Source organism: Mesobacillus sp. AQ2 (assembly GCF_030122805.1).
Lineage (GTDB): Bacteria > Bacillota > Bacilli > Bacillales > Cytobacillaceae > Mesobacillus > Mesobacillus oceanisediminis_A.
This window is the reverse complement of sequence record NZ_CP126080.1, coordinates 1987331-2004828: the sequence shown is the minus strand read 5'-3', so window position 1 is coordinate 2004828 and position 17498 is coordinate 1987331. Positions and strand designations below refer to the sequence as shown.

Annotated in this window: 15 protein-coding genes; 1 reads left to right on the top strand and 14 read right to left on the bottom strand. The window is 45.2% G+C overall.

The window, feature by feature from the left end; translation table 11 throughout:
- Positions 1 to 75 precede the first annotated feature (75 nt).
- A complete protein-coding gene (locus tag QNH36_RS09850) occupies positions 76 to 909 on the top strand; it encodes an STAS domain-containing protein (RefSeq protein ID WP_144476006.1) in 834 nt (277 codons plus the stop codon).
- A gap of 49 nt (positions 910 to 958) precedes the next feature.
- Here the strand turns inward: QNH36_RS09850 and QNH36_RS09845 are convergent, their stop codons facing one another.
- From QNH36_RS09845 to pdhA, 14 genes are all read right to left on the bottom strand, one after another.
- Positions 959 to 2278: a redoxin domain-containing protein gene (locus QNH36_RS09845; protein WP_260983573.1), complete on the bottom strand. Its 1320-nt coding sequence runs from the start codon at positions 2276 to 2278 to the stop codon at positions 959 to 961.
- A gap of 111 nt (positions 2279 to 2389) precedes the next feature.
- Positions 2390 to 5560: a DEAD/DEAH box helicase gene (locus tag QNH36_RS09840; RefSeq protein WP_144476009.1), complete on the bottom strand. Its 3171-nt coding sequence runs from the start codon at positions 5558 to 5560 to the stop codon at positions 2390 to 2392.
- A 114-nt stretch (positions 5561 to 5674) separates the two neighbouring features.
- Positions 5675 to 6070 (bottom strand): VOC family protein, encoded by a 396-nt coding sequence (locus QNH36_RS09835; RefSeq protein ID WP_144476010.1) that lies wholly within the window; start codon positions 6068 to 6070, stop codon positions 5675 to 5677.
- A 14-nt stretch (positions 6071 to 6084) separates the two neighbouring features.
- The gene (locus QNH36_RS09830; RefSeq protein WP_144476011.1) at positions 6085 to 6408 is read right to left on the bottom strand and encodes an ArsR/SmtB family transcription factor; all 324 of its coding nucleotides are present in this window, start codon (positions 6406 to 6408) and stop codon (positions 6085 to 6087) included.
- 1 nt (position 6409) lies between these two features.
- On the bottom strand, positions 6410 to 6823 hold the full coding sequence (locus QNH36_RS09825; RefSeq protein ID WP_144476012.1) for an SRPBCC family protein: 414 nt from the start codon (positions 6821 to 6823) through the stop codon (positions 6410 to 6412).
- 107 nt (positions 6824 to 6930) lie between these two features.
- Entirely contained in the window at positions 6931 to 8538 is a 1608-nt protein-coding gene (locus QNH36_RS09820) for a ribonuclease J (protein WP_481825321.1), read from the bottom strand.
- 323 nt (positions 8539 to 8861) lie between these two features.
- The gene (locus tag QNH36_RS09815) at positions 8862 to 10019 is read right to left on the bottom strand and encodes a homogentisate 1,2-dioxygenase (RefSeq protein WP_144476014.1); all 1158 of its coding nucleotides are present in this window, start codon (positions 10017 to 10019) and stop codon (positions 8862 to 8864) included.
- A 15-nt stretch (positions 10020 to 10034) separates the two neighbouring features.
- Positions 10035 to 10958 (bottom strand): fumarylacetoacetate hydrolase family protein, encoded by a 924-nt coding sequence (locus QNH36_RS09810; RefSeq protein ID WP_144476015.1) that lies wholly within the window; start codon positions 10956 to 10958, stop codon positions 10035 to 10037.
- Between the two features lie 8 nt (positions 10959 to 10966).
- On the bottom strand, positions 10967 to 11578 hold the full coding sequence (locus tag QNH36_RS09805; RefSeq protein WP_144476016.1) for a flavin reductase family protein: 612 nt from the start codon (positions 11576 to 11578) through the stop codon (positions 10967 to 10969).
- A 3-nt stretch (positions 11579 to 11581) separates the two neighbouring features.
- Positions 11582 to 12673 (bottom strand): histidinol-phosphate transaminase, encoded by a 1092-nt coding sequence (gene hisC, locus QNH36_RS09800; RefSeq protein WP_260983565.1) that lies wholly within the window; start codon positions 12671 to 12673, stop codon positions 11582 to 11584.
- Between the two features lie 70 nt (positions 12674 to 12743).
- Entirely contained in the window at positions 12744 to 13862 is a 1119-nt protein-coding gene (hppD, locus tag QNH36_RS09795) for a 4-hydroxyphenylpyruvate dioxygenase (protein ID WP_395883507.1), read from the bottom strand.
- 120 nt (positions 13863 to 13982) lie between these two features.
- Entirely contained in the window at positions 13983 to 15410 is a 1428-nt protein-coding gene (locus tag QNH36_RS09790) for a dihydrolipoamide acetyltransferase family protein (RefSeq protein ID WP_144476018.1), read from the bottom strand.
- Positions 15411 to 15421: 11 nt separating this feature from the next.
- Positions 15422 to 16417 carry an alpha-ketoacid dehydrogenase subunit beta gene (locus tag QNH36_RS09785; RefSeq protein WP_144476019.1) on the bottom strand — a complete coding sequence of 332 codons (996 nt, stop codon included), beginning with the start codon at positions 16415 to 16417 and terminating at the stop codon, positions 15422 to 15424.
- Positions 16417 to 17484, bottom strand: a complete 1068-nt coding sequence (gene pdhA / locus QNH36_RS09780) for a pyruvate dehydrogenase (acetyl-transferring) E1 component subunit alpha (RefSeq protein ID WP_144476020.1) — start codon at positions 17482 to 17484, stop codon at positions 16417 to 16419. Before pdhA ends, QNH36_RS09785 begins: the two co-directional genes overlap by 1 nt.
- Between the last annotated feature and the right edge of the window lie 14 nt (positions 17485 to 17498).

Below are 17498 nucleotides of genomic sequence, written 5' to 3'. Positions count from 1 at the left end.
TTTAAAAAGGAGTAGTTTTCCCTATATCTGTGTTGTTAATTACAGTAAAGTATATATTGAGGAGTGTACAAAGAAATGGAATCAACTTTTAACGAAAAAGATATAACCGATTTCATTAAAACAAATAGAGACCAGTTTGAAAAACAATTATTATCAGAAGCAGTGAATGTTGCTACTAAAATTCACGAAATCCTTCAAAAGGGAAATATTGACCTGTTAAAGAACGCTGAAAAGTTGATTGTCTACATAGTTGAGGAGCAAGAAGATGAACTGATCGCTTTTGCTGAACAAGAAGGGATCGCCTGGGCAGAACATTCTTTGACTGTTGCCTTCAAACTAGAATGGATTCAGGCCATCCGCCGGACGTTATGGCAATTTCTGAACCAGTATGACCAATTGCATAATAATGATACCGATCGCGAGGATTTTTTCCAGCTGGAGAAAAAGATCAATGACCAGGTAGACCAATTCTTGAATACCTTCTTCTTAACTTATACAAAGTACAAGGATGAACTGCTCAATTCACAGCGAAAATTGGTTGAACATCTCTCCGTTCCTATTATCCCTGTCAGCGCTACTGTTGCCGTACTTCCGCTAATCGGGATGATTGATGATTACAGAATGCAGATTATTGAAGAAAAGGTCCTGATGGATATATCCAGGCTAAAAGTCCAGACCTTGATCATGGACCTATCCGGAATTGCGGATATGGAAATGAACGTCATCGACCATTTCCAAAAAGTCTTGAATGGTGTTGCCATGATGGGCTCTAAGGCTGTCATAACCGGGATGCGCCCTGAGCTTGTAAGGAAAATGATCCATACTGGAATCAACCTGGATCAAAAAGCAGATACCAGGGGAACATTACAGCAGACTCTTAGGTCTTATCTAGATAGCGAACCAAAATAAAGACACTAAAAGCCCCTTTGTTTTTGACAAAGGGGCTAGCTTTTTATGATTAATGCACTCTCTGATCTAACTCAAGCAGAAGCTTATTATTTTCCTCAATATCGCTGTTGATGCCATCGATCTCTGAGGAGATATTCAATTCCTGTTGTTTAACTGAGCCAATTTTCCGCTGTTGGGCTTCTTCACGGTCAGTGATGTTTCGCAGACGGTCCGCCAGGGAGGTACTCTCGTCCTTAATGGACAGTATGCCAGACGAGATCGTTTCCAACTCTTTGTTTTGTGATTTTACCTTTGCGTCAATTTGCTGCATCAGCCCGTCAAAATCATTAAATGAAGAGAAACTTGAACTGATTTTATTTTCGATTTCTTCCAGTTGTGTGGAAATGTTTTGTGACGCATCTGAAGAAGCAGCTGCCAGTTTGCCAACTTCTTTTGCCACCACTGAAAAACCTTTCCCATGCTCCCCCGCTCTTGCCGCTTCAATGGAAGCATTCAAGGCAAGGATTTTTGTTTGGGCAGAAATTGAAGAAATAGTCGAGCTGATGCTTCCAATCGTTTGTGTCAAACCCACTAATTCCTTCAGCAATTCAGATGTTTGTTTCATATGGTCAGAGGCCTGTCTATTATCCTCTATGACAGCAACAGAGCCATCAACTACCTTATCAATTGCCTCACTGTATCGATTGATCTGTGATTCCATTTGCTCAAATACAGAAAAGAATTGTGATAACGCCTCTTTATTCTGAGTTAGCTGATTTTCCAGTTCATGAATGGACGATAGATTGTGTTTGACACTGGTTTGAATTGTATGGGTAGATAATACAATATCCTGGAAGGTCTCCCTCATTGCTCCAACAAAAACAGCAGCGTTCCCGGTACCCTCCGGTTCCTCCCCGGCTTCGCCAGGAAGACGGAATTCATCCACTTTGCTGAAAATCTCTTCGAGCGCCGGGCGATCGAATTGCGAATCCCCGATATAGCTGTAACGGATGACATGATCTTCATCCAAAATATAGGTGCTTGGAATTGCAATCCTGAAACTATCCCATTTAATAGGGACAAATACTTCATATCTCTTAATGACTTGCCTGGATTCATCAGACAAAATCGGAATTTTTATTCCTTCTTTGTCTACATACGATTGGATTCCTTTTAAATTCTGGCCTGCAATACCCAATACTTGAAGCCCTTTTTCTTTTAGGAAATCATAATGTTCATTCAGCTGGACCAGCTGATTCCGGCAGTTCGGTCACCATGTGCCTCTTAAAAAGACAAGAATGACCGGCTGGCCGGAAAAATCAGATAAACTATATTTTGTATTATTTGTCCCCTGCAGCGTAAAATCCGGTGCTTGCTTGCCTACGTTCAATCCTTTATTGGCCAATATAATCTCTCCTCTATCTATATCATGCAAAAGCTTGGCTCACAGATTATTATCGGCCTAACTAGAACTTTGTTAAAGCTATAACTCTCTAAGAAGTCATATCATAAGGATTTCGCGGATATCATCCTCTGTCAGCGTCACTGAGGATTTTTCTTCAATGATTTCTTCGATCATATTTCGCTTTTTCTCCTGCAGCTCATTCATTTTCTCTTCAATCGTTCCTTTTGAGATTAATTTAATGACCTGAACTTTATTTTTCTGGCCCATACGGTGTGCCCGGTCAGCAGCCTGCTCTTCAACCGCTGGATTCCACCATAAATCATAAAGGATGACTGTATCGGCTCCAGTCAGATTCAAGCCCGTCCCTCCTGCTTTCAATGAAATCAGGAAAAAATCCCGCTCTCCGGCATTGAACTTTTCGCAAGTTTGTACCCGGTCTTCGGATGGCGTCTGTCCATCCAGGTAAAAGTAGGGAATGCCCTGATATGCTAACTCCCTCGCAATCATGCCAAGCATTTTAGTGAACTGTGAGAAGATCAATACCCTCCTGCCAGCATATCTGGATTCCTCGATTATTTTCTTCAATTGTTCAAACTTTGCAGAACTTCCCTTGTATCCATCGACAAACAGGCCCGGGTGGCAGCAAATTTGCCTGAGTCTGGTAAGTCCGGCGAGGATTTTAATCCGATTTTTTCTGATTGTGTTCTTATCAAGCTGCTTTAAGGTTTGATGACGAAGCTTGGCCAAATATGCTGCATAAAGCTTCTTTTGTTCAGGAAGCAATTCCACTCTATCAATGGATTCTATTTTTTCAGGCAGCTCTCCAAGTACCTCCTCTTTTACTCTCCGCAGCAAGAATGGCCGGATTCTTCGTGCGATTGTTTTGCTTGTCAGATGGCTGTATTCCTTTAATCCCTGGAACAGCTCCGGGAATACTACCCTGAAAATGGACCACAGTTCTTCTGTTGAGTTTTCAATCGGCGTTCCAGTCAAGGCAAATCGGTGCTCTGCCTGGATATTCATAACCGCCTTTGCCGTTTGCGTCAACGGATTCTTGAAGGCTTGTGCTTCATCGAAAAAGACAGTATGGAATTTTATTTTTTCATATAAGTGGATGTCTTGCCTTAACAGCATGTAAGAAGTGATGACGACATCCATTTCCGAAACAGCTGTTAATAGTCTGGCCCGTTCGTTTTTATTTCCGTCAATGATTACAGCATCTATTTCTGGTGTGAATTTCAAAAATTCACTCAGCCAGTTATAGACCAGTGATGAAGGACAAACAATCAGAATTGGCTGGTTCCTATCCCTTGCATCTGGGAGTTCTGAAGCTATATAAGTGATGCTTTGAAGCGTTTTCCCCAGCCCCATGTCATCAGCTAGGATGCCTCCAAAGCCATAACTTGCGATTGTCTTAAGCCACTGGTAGCCCTGCTTTTGGTATTCGCGCAAAACTGGCTCTAGTTTTTCAGGAATCACGTATTTAGCTTCTGACGGAAGGGTGATTTCCTCCAAAAATTTCCTGAAGGATTCTTCTGCAAGAATGACAGATTGATCATCGAATGAATCCAGCATCTGCATTCCCCGTATGATCGGCATGTTCAACCCTTTTTCCAGGTCCTCTGCCTGGATCGGCCCTGCTTTTAAGAAACGCTGGATTTCTTCCCATTCTCGTGTTTCAAGCGACATTAGCATCCCATTGCGCAAACGGAAGTATTTCTGCTTCTCTTCCAGTGCTTCAAGGATTTCCCGAATTTGCTTTTCGGCTATTCCATCCATTTCAAACTTGAACTCAAGCCAGTTTGTCCGTTCTTTTTTTACCTTCACACGGATTTGCGGTCTGGCCGGCTCCCTGAATATCCTGTTCCTGACCGCAGTCGTTGCATAGACCTGAACAAATTTCTGGAGTTTCGGCAGCACATGATACAGGAATTCATATTCGAGTTCTTCATTATGCAAAAAATAACCGCCATCCGTTTTGGCGAAAGAACTTTCGTCCAGTATATCAATGATCACATCTTCTTTTTCAACATCACGGATCAACAGCGAATTCACCCGGGGTTCCCTGTCCTCGAGCGGGTTGAATACAATATTGCCATATTGGAACTCCAGTCCTGCCAGCAATCGGTTATTGACCCTGTCAAGGTAAAGCTTCGCCGCCAAGGGGTCTGTCAGGAATTGCTTCGCCATATCGCCATCGATTTGCACCTCGCCAATACGGCGCAGGCCGGGAACGACTTTTTCCACGAAGAATCCCATTTGATCCTGTAAAATTGGAATGCTGTCTGTCTTTGATTTCGCCAGCATATTTTTCAGTTCAAACAATCGGCTGAAATCCTCCGGGCTTAGTTCCACTAATTGGCTGTTGGACAAAACCACGTTATATTTATCGAAAACAGTCAAAGCATGGATGCCGACAATTTTCAAGGAATAGTCATTCGCTGTATTTTTTTCAAAATTGAATTCCAGCGGAAGCTTTTCGTTGCTAACAGTGAATTCTGTAATCTCGCCGCCACTTTCCAGTTTTGCATCTGGCACCTTCCTAAGCAGCTGCAGTATTTGCTGCCAAAATGATGGCGGTATGATCACTATCGAAGCATCGTCTCCTTTATTAATAGCCAAATCCGCATCCTGGACAATTTGAGTCAGCAGCATAATGACAGAATCCGTTTCATTTTGAAAGCAATGGAGCTGTGGATCGTATTGGAACAGAGGAGAAATCGCTGCTGGCTCGCGTTTCGCTATACTCAATAAAAAGCTTGCCAGATCATCGACTTTGACTGGCCCCAGGCTGATGGAGACACCTAACAAATTCTCCTGGTTGCTGCCTGCCAGTGGCTTGATTACAAACTGAGTATTCAAGATTTTCCTCGTTTCAAAATGCAGCTGATGGCCGCTTTTCCTCCTGGGCTCTTCAGTGAAAATGGCCAGCATTCCATCAGCAAGTTCGTTTTTCGTTGGAATTATCCTGGTAGTACTTCCCCGCTTCTGTTGATCGAGAATCGCAATCAGGACAGATGCCACATGCTGGCACTCTTGTGTGACAGATGCAAGCTTCGGGCATGTGCACTCAGTCTGGAAACGTCCATCCCCGGTATTCATGACAGTGACCTGGAAGTCATCTGCACCTGATACAATTGCTTCTGCACGATTGGCACTATAATCAGTAAACTTCACTTTATCCGCACGGTAAAACGCATCCCCGCGTTTAAAGGAAACAGTTCCACATAAATCTTTGATGAGTTTTTGATTCAGTTTGATTTCCATGCCTGCTTCCCTCCTGGCAGATGCGTTTATCAATAATTATTAGTGTAGACTTTATCACAGCATTTGTTAAGCAGGAATGTAAAAAGCATGGAGGATTCTCCATGCTCACAAGGATTAATTAGGCAGATTCAATTGCCAGGAGACGCCAAACCTGTCAACTGTCCAGGCGAATTTTTTACTGAAGGAATAATCCCCTAAGGGCATTAATACTGAACCTGCTTTAGACAGTTTTTCATACAAATGGTCAATTTCATCTTCAGAACTGCAGGTAAGGTAGATTGAAAAAGATGGAGTAAACGTGAATTCATGATGTATATTGCTGTCGATGCACATGAATTCCTGCCCTTTTAAGGTAAAGGTCGCCAGAATGACGCTCCCTTCCTGTCCTGGCCCATCTGATCCATACCTTGATATGGAGGTGATTTTGGAATCTTCGATAAGCGAAGTATAATACTTCATTGCTTCCTCTGCATTACCTTCGAACATCAAAAACGGGGTTGCTTTTTCCATGTGATTGCCTCCTATTATTCATCAGATTCCACAAAGTTTTTCAGTGCCGATAATTTGTTATCCCAATAGATTTCGAAAAAGGATAGCCATTCCTGTAATTCACGGAGCGGTTCCGGCTGCAATAGGTAACGTGTTTCCCGTCCAATTTTCCTGCTGGTGACGAGCCCCGCTTCTGATAACACAAATAAATGCTTATTGACGGCAGTCCTGGTTATCGGGAATCTTTCAGTTATGGAGGCGATCGGCATCTCCTTATCGGCAAGAAGCTTTAAAATTTTTCGGCGAGTCGGATCCGCGACAGCCTGGAACACATCATGTCTCGCTTGAGAAGCTGGCATGTTAACCCTCGATATAGGAAGGAAGTGCTTCTTTGACGATCTTATCCCAGCCATTATCCATGATACCCTGGACAATTGTGTGTGGCTGGCCGAATTCAGTAACCTTTTCAGGATCCCAGCCGGAGTGTATTAATGTAAATTCAGTCTTGCCATCAAGATCGCTTAACTCAAATACAAGATGCCAATCCTTTCCCCAGTCAAAACCAAGTCGATTTGGCGGATCCAATTCTGTCACCTTGCATGGCGAATCACCAAAAGGCCCAGCGTGCAGAATGAACTCCCTGCCAAGTTCTGCTTCGAACGTATTCGGCATCCACCATGCGGCTATTCCTTCCGAAGTGGCAACTGCTTTCCACACTTTTTCAATTGGTGCATTCAATAAGATTGTTTTGCGTATTTCAGGTTGTATAGTCATGGTTTGACCTCCAATGTTTTTATAACACCTTTTTGTGTCACTTTCTAATTTATAACACCATATAGTGTTATGTCAACCAAAAAACCAGATACTTGATCAGTACCTGGTTAGATTTCAATGATAATCGGCAGGATCATCGGCTTCCTTCTTGTCTGCTGGAAAATATGCTGGCCAACCGCCTTTTTGATTCCCTGCTTGATGACATTCCAGCGGTGAACATTATCCTCCTGCAGTTCAGTTACAGTCTTCGTAACGAGATTATTCACATCACGCATCAGGTCCTCCGAGTTTTTCACAAACACAAAGCCTCGCGAAATGGTATCAGGCCCCGAGATTATTTTCCGTTCGGCCTTGCTCAAAGTCAGGACAATCACCAGCATGCCATCCTCGGAAAGCTGCTTGCGGTCCCTGAGCACGATTTCGCCAACATCCCCGACACTGACACCATCCACATAGGTATCACCAGCCGGAATATTCCGCGTCTGGCGTGCTTCACCATTTTCAATGTCAACGATATCCCCATTTTTGATAATGAACGTATGCCCTTGTTCCACTCCCACCGATTCTGCCAATAAACGGTGATGGTGAAGCATCCGGTATTCTCCATGAATCGGGATAAAATATTTCGGTTTCATCAATGTAAGCATCAGCTTGAGGTCTTCCTGATAGCCATGCCCTGAAACATGCATGCCCGTTGTACTGCCTGAGCCGTAAATGACTTTCGCACCGAGCCTGAATAAATTGTCGATGATCTTCGATACATCTTTTTCATTCCCTGGAATCGGGGATGCCGCCATGATGACCGTATCTCCTGGGTATATGTTGACATCACGGTAATTTCCTGTGGAGAGCCGGGATAGTGCCGCCATCGGTTCCCCCTGGCTGCCTGTACAAAGAATGGCCACCTTGCCCGGGTCCAACTGGTCGACAGCTTGCGGCTGTATCAGCATTCCTTCCGGGACATTCAAGTATCCTCGTTCTATCGCAACATCCACAACATTCACCATGCTCCTGCCAAGCAAGACAAGCTTCCTGTCTGTTTTGATTGCTGCTTCGACAACCTGCTGTACCCTGTTCACATTCGAGGCGAAAGTAGAAACAAAAATTTTGCCTTCCACCTTCATGAACGCCTCTTCCAAATGGCCGGCAACCATCCGTTCAGATGGTGTCAATCCTGTCCGTTCTGCATTTGTGCTCTCAGAAAGCAAGGCCAAAACACCATCTGTCCCGATCCTCGCCATTTTATGGATTTCCGATTGTTCATCATTCGCAGGGGTAAGGTCGAATTTGAAGTCTCCTGTATGGACGACATTCCCTTCAGGAGTTTGGAAAACAATCCCGAGGCAATCCGGTATGCTGTGGCTCACTTTGAAAAAGGAAACCTTGACCTTGCCGAAATCCAGTTCTGAATCTGAATTGATTTTCTTCAGTTCCGTACCTCTTAATAGCTTGTGCTCACTCAGTTTCAACTCGATTAATCCAAGCGTGAAATCTGTCGCATATACAGGCGTCTTAAGCTTTTTGAAAAAATAAGGAACACCGCCAATATGATCCTCATGTCCATGAGTCACAATCAACCCGCGGATTTTTTCCCGATTTTCCTCCAGAAAGGTCATTTCAGGGATGATCAAATCTATTCCGAGCAAACTCTCATCAGGAAACTTGCCTCCGCAATCAATCACAAAAATATCGTCCTCATACTGGACAACATACATATTTTTGCCGATTTCATTGATGCCGCCCAGGGCAAAGATAGATAAAGTCACATTATATCCTCCTAAACGTAATCGATTTTGATAGTATTGCCCATTGTTTTTCCGATTATTTCGTCTTGAAGAGGAAAAGCCTATCTTTTCTATACCCTTTTCCATGGGGTGAATATGCTTATAAGCGAAAAACTCATTTTATTGGCGGAGTTCACAATTTTTTTTGGCGATAAATTAAATTTATTGGCGACTTGGAAAAAAGCGCGCATTTTTTCCAAATTTATAATCATATAAAAAGGCCAATCCACCTGCCAGCGAATTAGCCTTTTTTCCTATTTCTCAATCCATGTATACATATACTGATCATCTTCAATATCTTTAGCTTTTTTAACGGTCTTCAGCGGGCGGAAGGTATCAATCATGACGGCAAGCTCAAGTGTCTCTTTCTTGCCGATGCTTGCTTCAGTCTTACCCGGATGCGGACCATGCGGGATTCCGCTTGGGTGCAAAGTGATCGAACCTTCCTTGATGCCTTTCCGGCTCATGAAGTTTCCTTCTACATAGTACAACAGTTCATCACTGTTGACGTTGCTATGGTAGTAAGGTGCCGGAATCGCTTCAGGATGGTAATCGTAAAGCCTCGGCACAAACGAACAAACTACATAGTTATGTCCTTCGAATGTCTGATGGACCGGAGGCGGCTGGTGGATACGGCCAGTGATCGGCTCGAAGTCCTCGATATTGAAGGCCCACGGATACAGATATCCATCCCAGCCGACGACATCAAGCGGATGATGGTTCAGCACATGGCGGTGAAGATGCCCGCGCGTCTTTGTAATAACCTCGTGTTCCCCTTTTTCAGAGACCGTTTCCAATGTCTCTGGTCCGCGGATATCACGCTCGCAGAATGGGCTGTGTTCAAGCAGCTGGCCATATTCGTTGCGATATCGGCGCGGTGTCGTAATCTGGCTGAACGATTCCACAATAAGCGCTTTCGTCATTTCTAAACCGTCAGGCACCACCCTGTAAATCGTGCCAATCGGAATCACTACATAATCTCCCGGCTGATAATTCAAAGTCCCAAACATCGTTTCAATCTTACCTGATCCATGGTGGAAAAAGAACATTTCATCTCCATCGCCATTTCGGTAAAATTGTTTCATTGGTTCATCAATACTGGCAAAACCAATGAGCAGATCGTCATTGCCAAGTATATATTCTCTTCCGCTGAGGGCGTCACCTTTTGCCGTAATCTGATCAGTCAGAAAATGCCTGTGATTCAGCGATCCCTGCTCCTCATATTCAGGCAAATAACTGCCGATCAATTCGCTTTTTACTACTTCAGTCGGCATATGGTGGTGATAAAGGATCGACTGAGTACCGGAAAAGCCCTTTGTTCCCATTACCTGCTCACGGAATAGCGAACCATCCTCTTTTTTAAAAATGGTATGGCGTTTCTTCGGGATTTCTCCCATCTGACGGTAGTACATGAATCCACCTTCTTTCTAGTCTTCAATAATTTTATTTTTAAGGGCACCCAGTCCCTCAATCTCAAGTTCGACTTCATCGCCAGGCTCCAGCCAGCGGTGCACGTCACTGCCAAGCTCGAGTATGCAGCCTGTTCCGACAGTGCCTGAGCCAATCACTTCACCCGGGTACAGCGTCGTCCCCGCCGAAGCACGTTCAATCATCTCTCCAAAGGAATAATAAAGATCCTTCATATTGCCAGAAGAGAGCTCTCTGCCATTCACTCTTGCTTTCATTTGCAGGTCATATCCTTTGCCGGCTTTACGTGATTCCAGCTCATCCTTTGTAACTAGATATGGACCGAAGGATGTGGCAAAATCCTTTCCTTTTGCCGGACCAAGTCCGACCTTCATTTCCTTCCTCTGAAGGTCTCGCGCACTCCAGTCATTCATGACCATAAAACCAAAAATATGCTGTTCGGCATCTTCGGCTTTTATGTTGCGGCCTTCTTTTCCGATGACACAGGCGATTTCAAGCTCGTAATCCAGCCACTCGCATGTGCGCGGCCGCCTGATTTCTTCTTCAGGATCCTTGATTGCGAGATGGTTGGTAAAATAAAAAACGGGGATCTCATACCATTCCGGAATCATCTCAAGTCCTCGGTTCTCCCGGGCAGTTTTTACATGCTGTTCAAAGGCGTAGAAATCACGGACGCTCTTCGGGTTATGCAGCGGCGCTTTCAACCTGACTTCTTTCAGCAGATATGTTCCCGTTTCGCTGTCCAATAGTGCTTGATCCTGTTTGATATATTCCAAATGTTCTTCATGATTATCAAGGAATGACAGCATATTTTCCGGCAAATGCCCATTGGTTGCTTCATGCATATCCACGGCTTCATTGCGTGAATTAATCCAGCCGGCACGGATGGAACCATCTTTTTTCAAAAACGTTATGAATTTCATGTCATCACCTATTTCCTTTGCAGCTCAAAGGTCCTGGCAAGCGGCAGCGTGTACGTTGCGCCAGCCAGCCTGCCGACCGGGTTCAGCTTTTCTGAATTGATCCTGCCATTTTCATATAAATCATCGTCGACATGTACATGAACGACTTTTCCAATTACAAGGCTGCCGGCACCAGCTTCGTCCTGCCCGAAATGGAGGACCTGATCAAGTTCACACTCAAGGTGTACCCTGGACTCCCGGACCCTCGGGGGTTTAACAACGGCACTTTCTGTCTTTGTCAGACCAGAGGCCTCAAACTCATCAACATCAGATGGGAATTCAGTTGCGCAATCATTCATTTGTTGGATGAAATCCTTACTGACAATATTGATGACAAACTGTTTCGTTGCTTCAATATTGTTCAATGTATCCTTCTTCGCTCCATCCGTCCCTCGCCTCATCGGAGAAAAGCAGACCATCATCGGATTGGCGCTGATGACGGTGAAAAAACTGAAAGGCGCCAGATTGGTAGTTCCGTTTTCATCCTGGCTTGAGACGAATGCGATTGGGCGAGGCAGCACCGAACCCTGCAAAAGTTTATATGCGTCTTTCCATTCGAGACTGTCTGTTTTGATTTCCAACTCCTACACCGCCCTTTCGTGAAAATGCTGGCTGACGACGTGCAGGATGAATTCATGATCCTCACGGGTGCCAAGTGTGATCCTGAACGCTTCCTTATAGCCAGGAAGCTTCATCTGGCGGACAAGGACACCGTTCTCTGTCAGTGTCTGGATGACGGGAGTGTTCGTGTAAGCAAAAAGGAAATTGGATTGTGAAGGGAAACTCTGAATCTCCAACTCCCTGAACTTTTTACGGAGGAATTCCCGTTCTGCACTATTTTTTGCTGCGCAATCCTTTACGAAGTCCTGATCCCCAATTGCTGCCATGGCCGCAGCCTGCGCCAGCTGGTTCACATTGAATACATCCCTGACTTTATGAAGCTCTTTTGCGATTTCCGGATGCATGATTCCATAGCCTATCCTCAGGCTAGCAAGACCATAGATTTTCGAAAAGGTCCTTAAGATGGCGAGATTTTCATATTGATCAAGCAGAGGCATCGAATCCAGAAAGTCCTCGGAATCGGTGTATTCAAAGTATGCTTCATCCATTACGACCAGTACTTTTGATGGCACATTGCCGATAAAAGAAAGCAGCTCCTGTTTCGCAACAATCGTACCTGTCGGATTGTTTGGATTGCAGACAAATACCAGCTTCGTTTTTTCAGTGATGGCTTCAAGCATTGCATTCAGGTCATGCCGTCCTTCAATCATCGGAACAGTGACCGCTTTTCCGCCTTCTATAAGGACATTCGTTTTATAGCGTGGAAACGTTACTTCTGCCATAACCGCTTCATCATTTTTATCGATATAGGCTCGTGTCAGCAGCCGGATGATTTCCTCTGATCCATTAGAAACCAGAAAGTGCTCCGGTTCCAATCCATAATGTGCTGACAGCTTTTCGGTGATGCCTGAAGTCATTCCGTCTGGATAAAATGCCAGATTCCCAGATGCCTGCAGGATCGCTTCTCGCACCTTTGGTGAAGTCCCATAAACATTTTCGTTATCAGATAGTTTCCTTACTGTTGTAAGCTTGTATTGTTCTTTGATTTCCTCAATTGTCTGGCCGAGGGCATATGGTGTGATCCCTTCAAGTTCTGCTCTAGCATTTACCTTCATGTTCATCCCCCATTTTTCAATTCGCCGTTTATGACAAAAGGGAGCAATCCGCCCCCTTTTATCCCGGTCTTTATAGGTTGCCGCGTCGTTCCTGTTCACGTTCAATCGATTCGAATAGTGCCTTGAAGTTGCCTTCTCCAAACCCTCTCGCGCCTTTACGCTGGATGATTTCGATGAAAAGAGTTGGGCGGTCGACGATTGGCTTTGTGAAGATTTGCAGCAGATAGCCCTCATCATCACGGTCTACTAAAATACTAAGCTCTTTCAGCTTCTCGATTTCTTCGTCAATTTCACCAACACGCTCTGACAGCATTTCATAGTAAGAATCAGGAGTGTTTAGGAACTCAACGCCGTTTTCACGCAATTGTGATACCGTGCTGACAATGTCTTCTGTTAAAATCGCAAGGTGCTGGACGCCAGGACCATTGTAAAATTCAAGGTATTCCTGGATCTGTGATTTGCGCTTTCCTTCAGCCGGCTCATTAATCGGGAATTTAATCCGGCCTCCATTATGCATAACCTTGGACATTAGCGCTGAATACTCAGTCACAATGTCCTTATCTGTGAAGTGCTTCATTTCCTTGAAGCCCATGACGTTCGCGTAATAATTCACCCATTCTTCCATTCTCTCAACATTGCCGACAACATGGTCGATGCCGATGAAACCTGCTTCATTGACCGGAACTGTTGTTGTATGCTCAACAAATCCTGGCATGAAAAGACCTTTATAATTCTTCCGCTCAACCAGTGTATGGATGGTATCACCGTATGTACCGATGACCGCCTTTTTCAAGACACCATTTTCATCCGAGACCTCATGCGGCGGCTGGATTTCGATTGCTCCGCGGCTGACCGCTCCCTCGTAGGCCTTCTCGACATCATCCACTGCCAGTGCGATATCCTTCACGCCATCTCCGTGCGTTTTCACAAACTGTGCTACACGGGATGAGTCATTATAAGTTCCAGTTACCACAAGACGGATTTTGCGCTGTTGCAGCACATAGGACGTCGTTTCCCGGTTACCTGTTTCAAGTCCTGAATAAGCGACTACTTTAAAGCCAAAAGCTGTCTGGAAAAAATGTGAGGCCTGCTTGGCATTGCCTACATAGAGTTCCAAATAATCTACATCCTGTACCGGAAAAAAATCTTCTGTTGTCTGGCCAGATACCATTACCTTCTCTTGCATCATAAAACCTCCTGTTAAAAATATTTAAAATATTTAAAATAATTTTATAGTAATTCTATCTGCTCTCTCAAGAGCACGATGTAAAGCTATAATGCTTTTATGTGGTGAAGAATTCTGATTGGATTACTTCAATTCAAGAAGCATCATCTTCGGATTCTCGATTAACTGGGCGAAGCGGTTTGTAAATGCTACTGCTGTTGCACCATCGGCTACCCGGTGGTCAAAAGCCATCGACAGATTCATGATCGATCGGATCGCAATTTCATCTTGTTCCGTCACGACGGGACGTTTCTTTGTTTTATGGAAAGAAACAAGCGCTGTCTGCGGGTGCTGGATGATTGGGGTTGCGCCGATGCTGCCGCCGAGAGGTCCAACATTGCTCACCGTGAATGTACCGTCTGAGATATCTTTGACCTTGAGCTTGTCATTCAGGGCAAGCTTTGTCAGCTGCTTCATCTCTTCATGAATTTGTTTCAGGTTCTTCTTCTCGACATTCCTGATGACCGGGACAATCAGTCCTTCTGGAGTGTCCACGGCAATCCCGATATGATGTTCACGAAGCAGCTGGATGCTTTCATTTTCTTCATCCAGCTTTGCATTGAACACCGGAAATTCTTTCAGCCCGATCGAAAGGGCTTTTATAAAGAAGGCAGTCGCTGAGATGGAATTTCCTGATGCCTTGATCTCTTCCCTTAATGCAATCAGTTCACTGACATCCACTTCCTCGAAATGGGTGCAATGCGGAATGGTATACAGAGACTGAACCATCTTTTTGGCAATCTGCTTTCTGCGTCCCCGGAAGGGCAGGATATCTCCGGAAGTTTCCGCAGTATCATTCTGTACATCTTCGGTATATGCTCTTTCAGTCACAGCCAGGTGTTCAGAATGGCCTCTGCCGGTTTCTTCAGAACTACCTTCCGAAAACTTCACAGCCCGTCTTTCGGAACCTGCTTCTGAAACACTCGGAGCCACCTGTTCGGAACCAGATTGTGAAACCTTCGCAACCTGCAGTTCGGAACCAGCTTCCGAACCATTCACAGGCTTGCTGTCTCGTAAACTGGCAAAAGCTAATACATCCTGGTCTGTGATCCGCCCAGCCGGTCCAGTACCTATGACCTCCATAATATTCACACCATTTTCCCGGGCGATTTTCCTTGTATATGGAGAAGCAAGAATCCTTCCAAGACGAACACTGACACCAACGGGTACAGCAGGCTCTGCAGGTCTGCCAAGAACTTCTACTGCTTCTGCAGGCTTTGTTTCCTCATCCCCAGCTTCCCTGACTTTTTGCAGCCCAACATTTGCTCCCAATCCGGATTGGTCTTCAATAATCAACAGTGACGTCCCTACTTTTACCGTTTGTCCTTGTTTCAATAATAATTCTTTTACAACACCGGAACAGGGTGCCGGAATCTCAGCGGTCATCTTGTCGGTCTGGACTTCCACCAACGGATCATCGGCCTTGACTAAGTCGCCAGGCTTCACCAGGTAACAATTAATGTCCGCTTCGGTCATCCCTTCTCCAATGTCGTGGAGTTTCACTTCAACCATCGGCAAGCCTCCTAAAACTTCATCACTTTCTCGATTGCTGCTGCGACTCTTTTCGGGGTCGGCAGATAGTGGTTTTCGAATCCAAAGTATGGAACTGGCGTATCAAAGCCTGTTACTCTTTCAGCCGGCGCTTTTTGATAAAGAAATGCTTCATCATTGATCAATGAGATCAAATCACTTCCCGTGCCGCCTGTTTCATGTGCTTCATGGACAATGACGGTGCGTCCCGTTTTCTGGACCGATTCGATGACAAGGTCTTTATCAATTGGATATAGTGTCCTGAGGTCGAGGAGCTCGCATTGCACTCCCTTATCCTTCATCTCTTCTACAGCCTTCATGGCTACAGGAACCATCGCGCCCCAGGAAATAACCGTCACGTCCTCGCCTTCAGTCAGCTTCTTGCCTTTGCCAATTTCGACAGTATATTTCCCGTCAGGTACTTCATCGCGGGATGATCGATAGCTGCGCATCGGCTCCAAAAAAAGAACAGGATCCGGATCTTCAATCGCGGCAATCATCAACCCTTTTGCGTCATATGGATTGGATGGGCAAACTACCTTGATACCTGGCATGTGGGTGAAAATTGATTCCGTGCTGTCACAATGAATCTCAGGAGCACGGACACCTGCGCCATAAGGAGCGCGAATGACCATCGGCACTGTATAATGGCCCATAGTGCGCATTCTCAGTCTAGATGCATGTGTCATGATTTGTTCGTATGCTGGATAAATGAATCCCAGGAACTGGATTTCCACCACAGGCCTGAAACCATTCGCCGCCATTCCAATGGCAGCACCGACAAAACCTGCTTCACTTAGTGGTGTATCAATCACACGTTCCTCGCCATATTTCTCCTGAAGGCCATCAGTCGCACGGAATACTCCTCCGTTTTTACCAATGTCTTCACCAAGGAGTATGACCTCATTCTTTTCTGCCAGCATCGTATCCAGCCCATCGGTAATCGCCTGGACCAGCGTCAAGGTCTTGGTCTGAACTGCAGTTTCCATCAAGCCTCACCCCCGATCAATTCAAGGTACTTCCGCTTTTGTTTCTCGATTGTCCATGTTGGCTTTTCAAAAACATAATCAAAGATCACTGACGGATCTGCAGCTGGGAAACTCTCCATTTCCTTCACTGCTGCATCAATTTCTGCAGCAGCCTGCTCTTCGATTTCTTTTGCCCATGCTTCATCATAAAGTTCTTCATTCTTCAGCCAGCGTTCCAGCCTGAGCAGCGGGTCTGTTTCCATCCGCTTCATTACACTTTCATTCTGGTCACGGTATTTGGAAGCGTCATCTGCTGTTGTATGGGAACCATAGCGCCATGTCATCGCCTCAATCAATGTTGGCCCTTCGCCATTGCGTGCTCGTTCAAGTGCCTTTTCAGTTTCGAGAAATACGGCAAAAACATCATTGCCATCCACCCTCACTCCAGGCATATCATAGGCCAGCGCTTTTTGCGCAATCGTGGCCGAATTCATCTGCTTGCTGATTGGCACTGAAATCGCATACTGGTTGTTCTGGCAGAAATAAACGACCGGAGATTTAAAAACGCTGGCAAAATTCAGCCCTTCATGAAAATCTCCTTCAGACGTGGCTCCATCACCGAAATAACAAATTGCTGCATTCTTTGTGCCTTTTTGTTTTTCAGCGAACGCTGCTCCAGCAGCATGAGGGATTTGGGTCGCAATCGGTATAGCCGGCGGGAATATCTTTTTCCCATCCGGCGGGACACAGCCTTCGTTTCGCCCATTCCAAAACAGCAGGATATTCCGCAGTGAATGGCCGAACACCATTGCCGCACCATGGTCGCGGTAAGTCGGGAACATCCAATCATCACTTCCAAGCGCAAGAGCGGTTCCAACCTGGGAAGCCTCCTGGCCTTCGAATGGAGCATATGTCCCGATCCTTCCCTGGCGCTGCAGGCTTACTGATTTTCTGTCCAGCGTCCGGATTCTTACCATTTCCGCATAGAACTGCTTCGCTCGATCTTCAGTCACCAAATTTTTATATTCCTCGGACACAATGTTTCCGTTTTGGTCCATCACTTGTAAAGTTGGAAAATCCTTATCCATGTGCTCACCCTTTT